This window comes from Tenacibaculum agarivorans (genome assembly GCF_001936575.1).
Taxonomy (GTDB): Bacteria; Bacteroidota; Bacteroidia; order Flavobacteriales; family Flavobacteriaceae; genus Polaribacter; species Polaribacter agarivorans.
In genome coordinates this window covers 80,347-95,676 of sequence record NZ_MSMP01000005.1, presented here as the reverse complement: position 1 = coordinate 95,676, position 15,330 = coordinate 80,347, and the positions used below count along the sequence as shown (strand labels likewise).

General features: G+C 30.3%; 15 protein-coding genes. 11 read left to right on the top strand and 4 right to left on the bottom strand.

The window, feature by feature from the left end; genetic code table 11:
* Genes hemB through hemA form a run of 3 tightly spaced genes read right to left on the bottom strand, consistent with a single transcriptional unit; the run spans position 1 to position 3,820 of the window.
* On the bottom strand, positions 1–978 hold the full coding sequence (hemB, locus tag BVC87_RS05230; RefSeq protein ID WP_075341303.1) for a porphobilinogen synthase: 978 nt from the start codon (positions 976–978) through the stop codon (positions 1–3).
* Positions 979–981: 3 nt separating this feature from the next.
* Complete coding sequence (gene hemC / locus BVC87_RS05225) at positions 982–2,568, bottom strand: hydroxymethylbilane synthase (protein WP_075341302.1); 1,587 nt, start codon at positions 2,566–2,568, stop codon at positions 982–984.
* Positions 2,552–3,820, bottom strand: a complete 1,269-nt coding sequence (hemA, locus tag BVC87_RS05220; protein WP_075341301.1) for a glutamyl-tRNA reductase — start codon at positions 3,818–3,820, stop codon at positions 2,552–2,554. The genes hemC and hemA overlap by 17 nt, the downstream gene beginning before the upstream one ends.
* A gap of 210 nt (positions 3,821–4,030) precedes the next feature.
* Between hemA and BVC87_RS05215 the strand changes: the two genes are divergently transcribed.
* The 7 genes from BVC87_RS05215 (at position 4,031) to BVC87_RS05185 (ending at position 8,913) form a co-directional block, all read left to right on the top strand.
* Complete coding sequence (locus BVC87_RS05215) at positions 4,031–4,915, top strand: helix-turn-helix transcriptional regulator (protein WP_075341300.1); 885 nt, start codon at positions 4,031–4,033, stop codon at positions 4,913–4,915.
* A 2-nt stretch (positions 4,916–4,917) separates the two neighbouring features.
* Positions 4,918–5,760, top strand: coding sequence for an alpha/beta hydrolase family protein (locus BVC87_RS05210; RefSeq protein ID WP_075341299.1), 843 nt, complete (start codon positions 4,918–4,920; stop codon positions 5,758–5,760).
* Positions 5,761–6,276 carry a TrmH family RNA methyltransferase gene (locus BVC87_RS05205; protein ID WP_075341298.1) on the top strand — a complete coding sequence of 172 codons (516 nt, stop codon included), beginning with the start codon at positions 5,761–5,763 and terminating at the stop codon, positions 6,274–6,276.
* A 164-nt stretch (positions 6,277–6,440) separates the two neighbouring features.
* Positions 6,441–7,463, top strand: a complete 1,023-nt coding sequence (gene hemH / locus BVC87_RS05200; protein WP_075341297.1) for a ferrochelatase — start codon at positions 6,441–6,443, stop codon at positions 7,461–7,463.
* A gap of 2 nt (positions 7,464–7,465) precedes the next feature.
* The gene (locus BVC87_RS05195; protein ID WP_075341296.1) at positions 7,466–8,065 is read left to right on the top strand and encodes a CopD family protein; all 600 of its coding nucleotides are present in this window, start codon (positions 7,466–7,468) and stop codon (positions 8,063–8,065) included.
* A 46-nt stretch (positions 8,066–8,111) separates the two neighbouring features.
* Positions 8,112–8,537: a lipocalin family protein gene (locus tag BVC87_RS05190; protein WP_075341295.1), complete on the top strand. Its 426-nt coding sequence runs from the start codon at positions 8,112–8,114 to the stop codon at positions 8,535–8,537.
* A gap of 10 nt (positions 8,538–8,547) precedes the next feature.
* On the top strand, positions 8,548–8,913 hold the full coding sequence (locus BVC87_RS05185) for a hypothetical protein (RefSeq protein WP_075341294.1): 366 nt from the start codon (positions 8,548–8,550) through the stop codon (positions 8,911–8,913).
* A 59-nt stretch (positions 8,914–8,972) separates the two neighbouring features.
* Here BVC87_RS05185 and recR read toward each other — a convergent pair whose 3' ends face one another.
* The gene (gene recR / locus BVC87_RS05180; protein WP_075341293.1) at positions 8,973–9,590 is read right to left on the bottom strand and encodes a recombination mediator RecR; all 618 of its coding nucleotides are present in this window, start codon (positions 9,588–9,590) and stop codon (positions 8,973–8,975) included.
* Between the two features lie 56 nt (positions 9,591–9,646).
* Between recR and BVC87_RS05175 the strand changes: the two genes are divergently transcribed.
* The 4 genes from BVC87_RS05175 to BVC87_RS05160 all read left to right on the top strand — a co-directional run bounded on the left by BVC87_RS05175 (position 9,647) and on the right by BVC87_RS05160 (position 15,328).
* On the top strand, positions 9,647–10,342 hold the full coding sequence (locus tag BVC87_RS05175; protein ID WP_075341292.1) for a porin family protein: 696 nt from the start codon (positions 9,647–9,649) through the stop codon (positions 10,340–10,342).
* A gap of 14 nt (positions 10,343–10,356) precedes the next feature.
* The gene (locus BVC87_RS05170; RefSeq protein ID WP_075341291.1) at positions 10,357–11,823 is read left to right on the top strand and encodes an aminoacyl-histidine dipeptidase; all 1,467 of its coding nucleotides are present in this window, start codon (positions 10,357–10,359) and stop codon (positions 11,821–11,823) included.
* A 95-nt stretch (positions 11,824–11,918) separates the two neighbouring features.
* Positions 11,919–12,623, top strand: coding sequence for a hypothetical protein (locus tag BVC87_RS05165; protein WP_075341290.1), 705 nt, complete (start codon positions 11,919–11,921; stop codon positions 12,621–12,623).
* Positions 12,624–12,631: 8 nt separating this feature from the next.
* On the top strand, positions 12,632–15,328 hold the full coding sequence (locus BVC87_RS05160; RefSeq protein WP_075341289.1) for a TonB-dependent receptor domain-containing protein: 2,697 nt from the start codon (positions 12,632–12,634) through the stop codon (positions 15,326–15,328).
* The last annotated feature ends 2 nt before the right edge of the window (positions 15,329–15,330 follow it).

Below are 15,330 nucleotides of genomic sequence, written 5' to 3'. Positions count from 1 at the left end.
CTACTGTTGTAATATTCTAGCAGCTTCTTTAGCAAAATAAGTTAAAATGATGTCTGCTCCTGCTCTTTTTATACTTAATAAACTCTCCATCATTACCTTTTCTCCATCTAACCATCCTTTTTCTGCGGCTGCTTTTAACATCGCATACTCGCCACTTACATTATAGGCTGTAATAGGCACATTATAGTTGTCCTTCAGTAATTTAATAATATCAAGATATGCTAAAGCTGGTTTTACCATAATCATATCAGCTCCTTCTGCAATATCTAAATCCGCTTCAATTAAGGCTTCGTTACTATTTGCTGGATTCATTTGGTACGTCTTTTTATCACCAAACTTTGGAGCTGAGTCTAACGCATCTCTGAATGGTCCATAAAAAGCACTTGCATATTTTGCTGTGTAAGACATTATTGACACGTGAGTAAATCCTGCTTCATCTAATACTTTTCTAATATACCCCACACGACCATCCATCATATCAGATGGTCCTAAAATATCAGCACCTGCTTCAGCTTGGGCTAAAGCCATTTTACCGAGAATCTCTAAAGTTTCATCATTAAGAATTTCTCCATTTTCTACAATTCCATCATGGCCATCACTAGAGTAAGGATCCATAGCAATATCAGTCATCAGCGCAATCTCTGGGAATTGCATTTTTATTTCTTTTAGTGCTGTATTATATAAGCTGTTTGTATTGTGACCTTCAGTAGCATATTTATCTTTTTTATCATCTCCTAATGAAGGAAATACACAAAACCCTTTAATCCCAAGATCTACACATTCTTGAATCTCTTTCAATAATAAATCAAGTGAATAACGGTAAATACCTGGCATGGAAACAATTTCTTCCTTTTTGTGTTCTCCTTCAATAAGAAATACAGGATAAATAAAATCATTTACAGACAAGGTAGTTTCTTCTACCATAGCGCGAATTGCTGCAGATTTACGATTTCTTCTTGGTCTTTGTGTATTCAACATATACTAACTCTTTACAAAGTGTAAATTCACTAATTCTAAAATACTTTCTACTGTTGGCATTTTTGCCACTTGAACTTGTTCAAAATACTTAGATGCTTCTTTGGCTGTAGTTTCTCCAATACAAAAAGCAATTTTATCTCCCTCGTTTTCTTGCATATAACTCTCTACTGTAGAAGGGCTATAAAATAAAACTCCTTGTACAGTCTCGTCAACTTTAACTGGGCTGTACATTGTTTTATATGCTTCCACCTCGTTCACGGTTATTTTATAGCTTGATAAAACTGTAGGTAAGGTATCTAAACGTAAATCACTACAAAAATAAGTTGCTGATTCTCCCGAAATTTCTTTAGATAAATACTCAGCAAGTTTTTTTGCATTTCTTTCAGAGTTAGTTACTTTGCCTATTTTTTGTTCAATTAACTTTTTTGTTCTTCTTCCTACGCAATAAATATTTTTAAATTGTAATTGTTCAACTGTAAAATTATGCAGTAAGGCTTCTACTCCATTTTTACTTGTGATAATTACATGTTCAATCTCTTCCTTTACTAATTTAGGAGCAATTCTATTAAATCTAATTTTAATAAAATCACTATCCTCTACTTTCATAGACTGTGGTAAAAGATTTTTTTGAGGTTCAGAAAGTGCTTTTGTTGAATAAATTGAAAACTCTTTATCTACAGTAACATCTTCATTCATTAGTTCCTTTCCTCCTCTATCTAAGATATAGTTTGCACAATCTTGTGCTAAATATTTTTTCTTGATAATTGGAACTGTCCTCTGTACTTCTATTTTTTTCTTTCCGTCTCTACTTAATAGAATTCCTTTAAATTCTATTTCTTTCTCTACTTCATTTATTCTTGCAAAACCTCCAATTGGCGCAGTACAGCCTCCTTCTAACTTATTTAAAAATTCACGTTCAATGGAAGTACATATTTCTGTGTCTTTATGATTCAAATAAGAACAAGCTTCTCTAATATCTTCATTTTCCTCTAAAGCAGTTATCATAATCGCTCCTTGAGCTGGAGCCGGAATCATCCAAGATAAATTAACTGCTCCTTTTGGACGTTTACCAATACGTTCTAGACCCGCCGCTGCAAAAATAGCTCCGTTCCAATTGTTGTCTTTCACTTTTTGTAAACGTGTATTCACATTACCTCTTAAGTCTTCTACACTATGTGATGGATACCTATTAAGCCATTGTGCTTTTCTTCGTAAACTACTTGTGGCAATAACTCCTTTAGGTTGAGCTAAAAACTCTTCATTATCTTTTAAAACTAAAATATCGTTATGATTTGCTCTTTTAAGTACTGCAGCTTGTACAATACCTTCAGGCAAAACAGTAGGTACATCTTTCATAGAATGTACAGCAATGTCAATTTCATAATTTAACATTGCGATATCTAAGTTTTTAGTAAAGATTCCTGTAATTCCTAATTCGTATAATGGTTTATCTAAAATAATATCCCCCGTAGATTTTATAGGGACAATTTCTGATTGATAACCTTCTTGGTGAAGTAATTTCTGAACTTTTTTAGCTTGCCATAATGCCAATTCACTATCGCGAGTTCCAATTCTAATGATTTTCTGCATCTATTGTTTCTAAATTTGTGCCAAACACTTTTGCCATAACTTCTATACTTTGATTTACTGAAGTATTTTCTTCTTTTAAGTGTTTTACAAATTGTGTAGTAATCTTTTGTATAAATCTTGACGTAATTGCTTCAGCTTGATCTACATCAAAATTTGAAAGTTTTTTCTTATGAAAGTTAATTTCATTTTTTTGGATAGATTCTAATGATTGTTTTAACGCATTGATTGCTGGTGTAAATCGACGATGATTTAACCACTCATTAAACTCTTCTTTATGTTCTTTTATAATACTTTCTGCTAATGGGATTTCTTTCTTTCTAACGGCTAAAGTTTCATCCGTAACTTTAGATAATTCATCAACATTAACTAAAGTAACGTTTTCCAACTCTTTAACTTCATCGCTTACATTAGCTGGTACTGACAAATCTAGAACTAGTAACTCTCTATTTTGAGAAATATTTTCTTTTACTACTGTGGCTTTCGTTGCTCCCGTAGATACTATCAACACATCTGTTTTAGCTATTTCAGATGTTAAATCTTGTAATTTAGCTTTTTTTATAAAACCATGGTCCTTAATAAACTCATCCACTTTAAACTCAGTTCTATTTACTAAAGTTACCTGTTGATTTTGAGTATACTGAGCTAGATTTTTACATGTATGCTTACCCATTTTACCTAAACCGTAAACTAGGATGTTTTTTGTATTGTAATCGGAAAGGTTTTTTATTAAGTATTGAACTGCTGCATAAGAGACAGATGTTGTTCCTGAACTTAGTTTTGTTTCATTTTTAACGCGTTTACTTGATTGTAATACTAAATTAATCAAGCGTTCTATGTATGCATTTACGGTTCCTATTTTTTTAGCTTGCTTAACCGCTAATTTTAGTTGGCCTACAATTTCATAGTCTCCCAAGATCTGACTCTCTAAACCAGTTCCCATTCGAAACAAATGATTTACTGCATCTTGATTTTGTAATATTGTTGAAATACTTCTGAACTCATCTACTGTTCCCTTAGAATACTTACATAAAAGTTCTATTAATAAGCAAGGTCTAGAAGCAAACCCTGATATTTCGGTTCTATTGCAAGTAGATAATACAAAAATACCATCAAACCCCATTTTTTTTGCTTCTTCCAGTAACGAAATTTGATCGTCTTTAGATAGAGAAAACTTCCCTCTGGTTTTAGCATCAGCCTTAACATAGTTTACACCAATATTATAAAAATTCTTGTGCTTAGTATCAGTCAACATTCAATATTAATCTAAAATCCCGACAAAAGTATAAACTTACTTTAGATAAAAACATCGCTAAAAGAACTTAAAATGTCGATTTTTGTCTTTATCGTTATTTTTTTCTAAAAACTATTGATTTTCTTTACTTTTGTAGTAAAAATCAATGTTTGTATGATTTTTTATATAGAATCATTCTAAATAAAAATGTTTCATATATAAACTTAATATATTTTGAAAAATATCGCTGGAAGTACTTTTAACGAAACAAACCTCGAGAACGGTTTCCTTCTTTTAGAATTCATTAATGATTCTATGGAAACACAACAATTTGAAAGAGACATAGATAACTCTTTTATTCAATTGCATTTTTCCATACATGGCAATTCAAAATTTCATTTTAATAACGGTAGTTATACATTGGATGTTTTAGAGGAACATTCCATTTTACTATATAACCCGCAACAACGATTACCTTTAAATTTAGAAATAAAGCCTAAAAGCGCATTAGTTTCTTTGTTAGTATCCATAGAAAAATTTCATTCTTTATTTTCTAGTGAGGCAGGCTATATTCCTTTTTTAAGTGAAGAAAATAAAAACAGGAAGTATTACGATGATTCAATCATTAAACCGACCGTGTTAATTGTTTTAAAACAATTAATCAATGCCAATGTAAATAGTTCTATTAGAAACTTATATATAAAAGGAAAAATATATGAGCTTTTAAGTCTACATTTTCAAAAAGACGAATCAATAGAAGGTGAATACTGTCCGTTTTTAGTTGATGAAAGAGATGTATCCAAGATTAGAAAAGCTAAAGATATTATCATATCGAGAATGGCTGAACCTCCAACATTACAGGAACTTTCTAATGAAATTGGACTAAATTTAAAAAAACTAAAAGAAGGGTTTAAACAAGTTTATGGCGATACAGTATATAGTTTCTTATTTGATTACAAAATGGAACATGCCAGAAAGTTATTAGAAAGTAATACATATAATGTAAATGAAGTTGGTGTACAAGTTGGCTATAGTACATCAAGTCACTTTATTGCAGCTTTTAAAAAGAAGTTTGGTACCACACCAAAACAGTACGTATTATCTTTAAATTCTTAATAATGGAAGTTTTTGAAATAGCCACTCCATTAGGATATTCATTAAGTTTAACAAAATTCAGTGCAAATACACCTAAAAGTAAAGTTGTACTTATTTGCTCCGCTACTGGAGTACTCCAAGGATATTATGAAAAGTTTGCTTCTTTTTTAAGCTCTAAAAACATAACTACTTATACTTTCGACTATGCTGGGATAGGCGCTTCCAAAAAAAAGAATTTAAAGAACTTTGATGTTTCTCTGACAAATTGGGCCACAAATGATATTAATAGTGTTCTAGAATATATTAAAAATAAACATCCAAATTCGAAAATAGATTGTATTTGTCATAGTATTGGTGGACAAATCTTAGGTTTGACTCCAGCTAATAAGTACATAAACAATATAATTTTAGTTGCTAGCCAATCTGGGTATTTTAAATTTTGGAAAGGATTCGAAAGAATACAAATGTTCTTCAATTGGCATGTAATATTTCCTTTATTTACTTTTCTATTTGGCTATCTACCTAGCAAAAAAATTACAGGTATGGAGAATTTGCCAAAATCTATGGCTCGTGAATTTGCCAGTTGGGGAAGAAAAAAGAAATATTTATTCCATTATAAGAAAGATGATGAATTATATCATCATCAAATTAGAGGAAAAATTACTTCTTATAGCACAAACAATGATCATTTTGCACCCAAAAAAGCAATTGATTGGATGACAAAAAAATATGTTAACGCACACATAATTCGCAAGCATTTAATTCCTAAAGAATATAATGCGGATAACATTGGACATTTCGGGTTCTTTAAATCAAAATTTAGAGACAACCTATGGAATGAATTCTTATTAGATTTAGAAACATAAATGAAACAACTGACACATTACGAAATAGAAAATCAAAATCAAAATTTTCCAATCACTATAGTATGTGATGCTATTCGAACACCTGAAAATATTGGTATGTGTTTCAGAATAGCAGAGAGTTTTGGGGTGCAACATATTTACTTACATGAAAATTCTCCTTCACTAGGCAATCGAATTGTAAAAAAAACAGCAAGAAACACCATTCAACAAATACAAAATGGTATGTATTCTGATTTTTCTGAGTTAATTCAACAATTAAAAAAAGAAGGAAACACAATTATCGGTATTGAAATAACTGATAAAAGCATAAATATTCAAGATTTTAATTTTAAAAATCATGAAAAATTGGTGTTACTTTTGGGTAGCGAACGACATGGGATTGAACATATCGATTTAGTAGATGCAACTATATCCATTCCAATGTACGGGAGAAATTCTAGCATGAACGTTATCCATAGTTTAGCTATTACTTTATATGAAGTAACTAACCAATTAAGCAAGTTAGAAGTAAAATAATGAAATACATGTTTTACTATATACTGATGATATAAAAATGAAGATTAAGCTTGTCGAAATCGAGTTAGAAGTTAGAAATTTCTATTATCAGAATAATTATTAAATAAAAAAACAGATATAAATAAGTTCTATTTCCTAATGGGCTTATGTAAGATAAACACTAAATAATGAAAGGAGTATTATTAGTAAACTTAGGATCACCTGACAGCACTGATCCAAAAGATGTAAAAAGATATTTAGGTGAATTTTTAATGGATGAACGTGTAATTGATTTTCCATATTGGTTTCGTTCTTTTTTAGTTAAAGGAATCATTTTAAATACGCGCCCTAAAAAATCTGCCGCAGCATACAAAAAGATTTGGTGGGAAGAAGGTTCTCCCCTCATCGTACTTTCAGAACGATTACAAGAGAGAGTTCAAGCAAAAACAGATCTTCCTGTTGCATTAGCTATGCGTTATGGTAATCCTTCTATACAACAAGGAATGCAAGAGTTATATGATAAAGGTGTAAAAGATGTGTTTATCGTTCCTTTGTATCCACAATTTGCTATGGCAACTACGGAAACTATTTTAGTTTTAGCTGAAAAATTAAGAAAAGAACATTTTCCAGACATGAAATTGACTGATCTTCCTGCTTTCTATAATAAAAAGGAATACATCAGTGCTTTATCTAATAGCATAAAGGAATATTTATCAGATAAGGAATATGATCACATTCTTTTCTCATATCACGGAGTACCAGAAAGACATATTCGAAAATCTGATATTACAAAATCTCATTGTAAAATAGATGGTAGTTGTTGCAATACACAATCTGCTGCACATAACTATTGTTACCGTCATCAATGTTTTCAAACCACTAAAAACGTTATTGCTGAATTAGGTTTAGATGAAAATGATGTCACTACTACTTTTCAATCTCGTTTAGGTGTTGATCCTTGGTTACAACCATACACTGATAGAACCATCATTAAGAAAGCAGAAAAAGACGGTATTAAAAAACTAGCGATTGTTACTCCTGCCTTTGTTTCTGATTGTTTAGAAACTTTAGAGGAGATTGCTATGGAAGGTAAAGAAGAATTTATCGAAGCTGGTGGAGATGAATTCTATACTGTACCTTGTTTGAATGATAATGAAGAATGGGTTGATGCTTTAACTAAATGGATTAATGAATTTGAAAAGAGATAGTTATGGATTTCCTATACATTAAATCATTACACATAATTTTTGTTGTTACTTGGTTTGCTGGTCTTTTTTACATGGTTCGTTTATTTATATATCATACAGAAGCCGAAAAAAAAGAAACACCTGCTAAAGAAATTTTACAAACACAATATAAATTAATGCAAAAGAGGTTGTGGTATATCATTGCTTGGCCTTCCGCTGTTTTAGCCAGCTTTTTTGCTTTTTGGATGTTGGTTAAGAATCCTATTTATCTAGAAATGCCATGGATGCATGTAAAATTGGCATTTGTTTTAGCATTATACTTTTATCACGGAGCTTGTCATTCTATTTTTAAACAATTACAACGAGATGAAGTTAAATATTCTTCTTTAAAACTTCGTATATGGAATGAGGTTGCCACTATAATATTGTTCGCAGTAGTATTTTTAGTAGTCCTTAAAAATGCTATCAATTGGATTTGGGGAGTTATTGGTATTGTATTGGTTTCTGTTTTATTAATGATGAGTGTTCGATTGTATAAAAAAATCCGAGCTAAAAAAAGTTGGGATAAATACGAAGAAGAGCTTATAAAAAATAATACTCAGAATGAAGATAAGCTTTCATAAAAAATAAGTACATTGCGTTGTTGAATATTAAATTATCCCCTTAATTATGAAAAAAATCTTAATTCTTTCATTTGCCTTTTTGTGTCTTTTTTCTTGTTCCGATACTGCTGAAGAAGCTATTGATGGTGCAGAAGATATAATTGACGACAACACTTCTGATAAGGATCTTCTTATTGGAACGTGGACCTTAATTAAAAATAATAATAATGTAGACATTGATAGTGACTGCCAAAAGAAAACTACTTACGAATTCAAAGAAGACAATTCATATACCTACACTGAGTTTAATGTAGTAAATAACAATTGTACAGAAATAACAGATAACAACCAAAGAGGTCAATGGACCAACAAAGGTAACAGTATGTACGAAATAAAAAGACATGGTTATACTTCAGGAGCAGTTGGTGAAATAAAATTTAGTGAGAATAATACCAATATGAATATCGGAGGGTTTACCTATAAAAGAAAATAATCTAATTATTATGTATAAATATGTATTAACCATTTGCGCTATCGTTGCTTTACTTTCATGTTCTAGTGATGATGAGAACTCAAGTAACGTTAACGATCCTATTTTAGGAAAGTGGAATTTATTTTCAATAGACAATGTAGAACAACCTGATTGTGAGAAAATGTCTACCATAGAATTTAAAACCAATAACTCAACGGTATCTGAAACTTTTCAAACAGTAAATACTGACTGTATAAAAATAGAAGGTACTAATACTTGGGAAAATAAAGGTGAAAGTTTATACACATTTAATAATATTGAATCACAAATAGAATTTTCAGATGATAATACTACCATGAAAATTCTAAATGGAAATACTGTTTATAAAAAACAATAGTATTTTTAAACGTACAACAAATTATAATGAATAATAAAAAAGCACCTTAGAGGTGCTTTTTATTGTTTTAAACTATTTTCAAAAGGTATTCGATTTAATAAACTTCGTCCTAATGTTACTTCATCTGCATATTCCAATTCATCCCCTACTGATATCCCCCTTGCTATAGTAGAAGTAATAATAGCATACTTTTCTATTTGCTTGTATATGTAAAAATTAGTTGTATCCCCTTCCATAGTAGAACTTAAAGCAAATATCAGTTCTTTTACTTCTCCACTTTTTACTTTTTCTACTAGAGATTCAATATTCAAATTTTGAGGTCCAACTCCTTCTATAGGTGAAATTTTACCTCCTAAAACATGATATAAACCTCTAAATTGACCTGTATTTTCAATCGCCATTACATCTCTTATGTCTTCAACAACACATACAATTTCAGAATTTCTATTCGGATTACTACAAATATCACAAAGTATTGTATCGGAAATATTATGACATTTTTTACATGTTTTCACCTCATTTCTTAGCTGTGTTAATGCATTGGCTAAGTACTTCGTATGATCAGCAGGCTGTTTTAATAAGTGTAATACCAAACGTAAAGCAGTTCTTTTACCTATACCTGGTAATCTACTTACCTCATTAACCGCATTTTCTAATAATTTAGAGGAAAAATCCATTCAAAAGTATTTGATGCAAATATAAGGATATCTTTATTTTTTATTAATTTAGTGGCATGTATAAATCTCTTACATTTTCGCTTATTTTCTTAGCATTTATTAATGTCTTTGGTCAAAGATATGGAAGATACAATAACGGAATCTTTTCTGGTAGAATCGGAGTTACTGGTGGAGCAACTTATTTTATGTCGGATCCAAATTATCTTGAAACAAAATCGTCTGTAGGTTTTTCTTTAGGATTGATATATGCTCTAGAATTAAGTGATAGTTTTGATTTATTTATTGGTTTAAACTATAATAGACACAATCTAAAACTTCTGGGGCGTGAAAATAGCGTTGCAACTACAATTGAAGAAATTGGATATAATTTAGAAAACTTTAGTGTACCTGTATTAATAAATTACAATTATTATGTGACTAGAAATTCTGACTTTGGTATCAGTATTGGCCCCACTACAGATTTTGGTTATAAATATAACATTGTTGATAGTGAGAAAGAATCATACCTCTTAACTCCTTTCAATATTAATACTAGAAATTTAAACTTTAATGCTGGAAATACTAATATTCCTATAAATCTATTTTTAACTATCGGGTTAAACGCTCAATATTTAGATAAGTTTATGGCTAGTGTTCGTTATCACCATGGATTAACTAATCCACATCGAAACTCTCCAGCTTCAATACCTCCAGTGGTACCAAATGGTACCGATTCTTATGTGACGTTAAAATTTACATACTTTTTCCTTTAAAACAAATACTTACAATGAGTACAGAAATAAGAAATTTAGAACCCAAAGCGGTTTGGAATCATTTTGCTGATTTAAATGCTGTTCCACGTCCTTCTAAAAAGGAAGAACGAGTAATTCAATTTATGGTAGATTTTGGAAAAAAATTGAATTTAGAAACTAGTGTAGATAAAGTAGGAAATGTAATTATAAGAAAACCTGCGTCTTCCGGAATGGAAGATAGAAAAACCATAGTAATGCAAAGTCATTTAGATATGGTACATCAAAAAAACTCAGATACTGTTTTTGATTTTGATACAGAAGGTATCAAGATGTTTGTTGATGGAGATTGGGTTAAAGCAAAAGGAACTACTTTAGGAGCTGATAATGGTTTAGGTGTAGCTTCTATAATGGCTATTTTATCTTCTGAAGATATTGCACACCCAGCAATTGAAGCCTTATTTACTATTGATGAGGAGACAGGAATGACTGGTGCAATGGGACTTGAAGGAGGATTATTAACCGGAGAAATCTTATTGAACCTTGATACTGAAGAAGATGATGAAATTGGCATTGGTTGCGCTGGAGGTGTTGATATTACTGCTACTGGTACATATAAGCAAGAAGAAACTCCTGAACATACGTTAGCTTTTGAGCTTTCCGTTACTGGCTTAAATGGTGGGCATTCTGGAATGGATATTCATAAAGGATTAGGAAATGCTAATAAGATTATGAACCGTTTATTATTTGATGGTTTTACTAATCACGGACTTCGCATCTCAGAAATCAATGGTGGAAGCCTACGTAATGCAATTCCAAGAGAAAGTTTTGCTATTATAGTTGTTGATACAGTATCTAAAGAATCTTTTTTTCTTGAATTACATGAGTTAATTAATGAAATAAAAGCAGAGTTTGAATCCTTAGAACCTAATCTAACCATAGAACTTAAAGAAGTAGAATTACCTAATTATGTTATGGATTTAGGAGTTCAAATAGGCTTGATAAAATCTATTTATGGTGCTTTAAATGGTGTATATCGTATGAGTCCAGATATAACCGATTTGGTAGAAACGTCTAATAATATTGCTCGAGTTATTGTTAAGGATGGAAATATCAAAATAGGATGCTTAACCAGATCATCATCTGAAACTAATAAATGGGATTTAGCCAACTCATTACGATCTATTTTCGAATTGGCAGGTTTTGATGTTGAGTTCTCAGGATCTTATCCAGGTTGGCTCCCTAATATGAGTTCTGATATATTAAAGGTCATGAAAAAGCTATATATTGAACTAAATGATTCTGAACCTCACGTGGCTGCATGTCATGCTGGATTAGAGTGTGGAATTTTAGGACAAAATTATCCTAATATGGATATGATTTCCTTTGGCCCTAATATTAGAGGTGCACATTCTCCAGATGAGCGAGCACAAATTTCATCTACGTTAAAATTTTGGGAGTTTTTATTAGAAATCCTTAAAAATATACCTAAGACCAAGAATTAAATGTTAAAAAACAGCTTTGAAAGCTGTTTTTTTTTATTTTAGTTCCAGATTTAGCCTCCAAAAACTAAATTTAATCAACCAAACAATTAATTACTATGAGAAGAAGTGTGCTATCCCTTTTTCTAATATCTTATTGTGCTACAGTAATTTCTCAAGATAGTAACTTAGAGTCTTTTTATACCAATTTTGATAAAATTGTTAACCTAAAAAATTCTACTTTAAGTTATGGACCCTTATTTGCTGAAAAGTACGCTAGATCTAAAGAAACTCACAACTATTACGAAACCTATCAATATACAAAAGGAAGTGTTTTTTATAATGGAGAATATTATCCCAATGTAGAAATTAAATATGATTTGGTTGATGATCAGGTTATTGCTAGAATTCTAGACTACATTACAGATTTATCTGTAACTACAGGTCTATCTATTCACTTAGAAAATAACTTAGTGGATTATTTCACTATTAATACCACTAAATTTGTTAATACCAAAAAACATGGTTACGCTCAAATTCTAAAAGACTTTGGTCAAATTTCACTTTTCAAAAAATTTCAAAAAACCAAAACAAAGAAATTAGATAAAAGTTACAACTACTACTCTTTCAAGCAACGTGAAAGTTATATTCTAAAATTCAAAAATGAATATTATACTGTAGAAAGTAAAAATGATTTTTATGAGATATTTCCTGAGCAAAAAAAGGAAATAAAACAATTTTTTAACGAACAACGCAAACTAAGAAAAAGTTATTTCGAAAAATTTATGATTGCGTTATGTAGTAAAATAGAAAACAACTTGTAAGAACACCTATGAAAAGAGCATTATTATCACTTATCTTTCTAGTAACTTTCCTAAAGTTATCTAGCCAGAATACTAAAATAGATATTGAATTCAATAATTTAAGTAAACTTGAAGCTATTGAGTTAATTGAGAAAAAAACTAATTATCGTTTTTTCTTTATTAAAGATTGGTTAGATACTGAAAAAATCAACGGTACTTTCAATAATAAAGATATTACTGAAATCCTAGATCATATTTTTGGTACCACAAATATTAATTTTCATATCACCAAAAACAATCAAGTTATACTTACAAACGGAAGTTTGATTAGAAAAACCGTTTTTGAAGAAGATCAAAAAAATAATTACCATGCACCTATAATTACTGACGAAGATTCTTATGTAGTGGGTAAAGAAAAACAAGAAAGACAAGATTTTTATAAACTATCAGGTAGAATAAAAAGTAAAAAAAACAATCAACCGCTTGAAGGAGTAACAATTTTTGAACGAGAAAAAAACATCTTTACAACTACTACTAAAAATGGTTTTTACAGCTTAGAGTTACCTTATGGTAAAAATTATATTGAAGTATCTGCCTCAGGTTTTTCTAGAGATTCTAGAGCTTTAGTAGTACATAGCGATGGAAATCTTAACTTTTCTTTAAAAGAAAAAAATGAAGAACTTGATGAAGTTGTTATTGATGCAAAAAGAAACTTTAATGTAAAGCAAACAGTAGCTGGAATTACTCAAATAAAAGCTAAAGATATTAAAACCATTCCTCAAGTCCTTGGAGAAAGAGATATTCTTAAAGCCGTAGTTACTTTACCCGGTATTAAGTCTGCTGGTGAAGGTTCTGAAGGAGTTAATGTAAGAGGTGGAAAAGTAGATCAGAATTTATTTTTATTAGATGAAGGAGTAATGTACAATCCCACTCACTTTTTAGGGCTATTTTCTGCTATTAATCCTTTTACTACTGAAGACTTAAATGTTTATAAAGGAAATACCCCCGCTGAATATGGTGGTAGAATATCATCTGTTTTTGATATTAATACTAAAGATGCAAGTACTGAAAAGTTTAAAGGAGAGGCTTCTATAGGTCCAGTAACAGGAAATTTAAGTTTAGAAGTGCCTATTATTAAAGATAAATCAGGTCTTTTAGTTGGAGCAAGAAGCACATATTCTGATTGGATTCTTAACATATTAGATGATAAAAAATTGGCTAATAGTAGTGCTAGTTTTCAAGATGCAATACTAAAATACAACCATGAATTTGATAAAAATAATACCTTAAAAATTACGGGATATTATAGTAATGACGAGTTTCAAATTGCTTCAGACTCCTTAAACTCATATAACAACACTATAGTGACTGCTAATTGGTTTCATAAATTTAATGATAAGAATAAAGGAAATCTCATCTTATCTAATAGTAACTATGAGTTTGGAATTGATTTTGAAGGAAATCAAAACAGGAATTTTGATTTAAATTATAACATCAACGAAACCGGTTTAAAACTCAAGTTACAATATTTACATTCTAAAAAACATCAGTTTGTTTATGGTCTTGAATCTAAGTTATATAATGTTTCTCCAGGAAGTATAAATCCTAAAGGGCAAAACTCTGTAGTAACACCTTTAAATATCCCAAAAGAAAAGGGTATAGAAAATGGGATCTTCATTTCAGATGCTTTCAAGGTGAATGATAAATTAGCCATAGATTTAGGACTACGCTTTTCTCAATATGTATCCTTAGGACCTACCTCTCAAAGAATATATCAAGATAATTTACCAAGAAATCAATCGTCTTTATTAAATACAGTTGAAAGAGATAATTTCGAAATTTTTAATACATATCAAGGATTAAGTTATCGATTATCGGCGAGATATTTACTAAATGATGACTTATCTGTTAAAGCTGGAGTGAATAAACTATTTCAATACATCCACAGATTAAGTAATAATACAACTGCCTCTCCATTGGACACGTGGAGATTATCGGATCACAACATCAAACCTCAAGAAGGTACACAATTTTCTTTAGGAGTATTCCAAAACTTTGATAATTCCAATTATGAACTTAGTGTGGAAGGTTACTATAAAAAATATGAAAATTTACTTGATTTTAAAACTGGTGCCAATTTACTTCTTAATGAAACTATCGAAACAGAAGTGTTACAAGGTCCAGGAAAATCGTATGGTGTAGAATTTCTAATCCGTAAAAAAGCAGGAAGATTAAACGGATGGTTAGGCTATACATATGCCAGATCATTAATACAACTAGATGGTAATTTCAATGAAGAAATTGTAAACAATGGGAAATTCTTTCCTACAAACTATGATAAGCCACATAGTTTAGATATCATTATGAATTATAAACTAACGGAAAGATATAGTATTTCTAGTAATTTCAGTTATCAAACAGGAAGGCCTATTACCTACCCTACAGGTAAATTTATCTTCCAAGGATCAGAGTTTTTGAATTATAGCAATCGAAATGCATTTAGAATTCCTGATTATTATAGACTTGATATTGGAATAAATATTGAAGGAAATCATAAAATTAAAAAGTTTGCCCACAGTTTTTGGAATATATCTGTATATAATGTTCTGGGTAGAAACAATCCATATTCTATCTTTTTTGAAACCGTTAATGGTAATGTTACAGGCTTTAAAAGCTCTATTTTTTCTACTCCAATACCTACTATAACCTATAATTTCAGATTTTAACC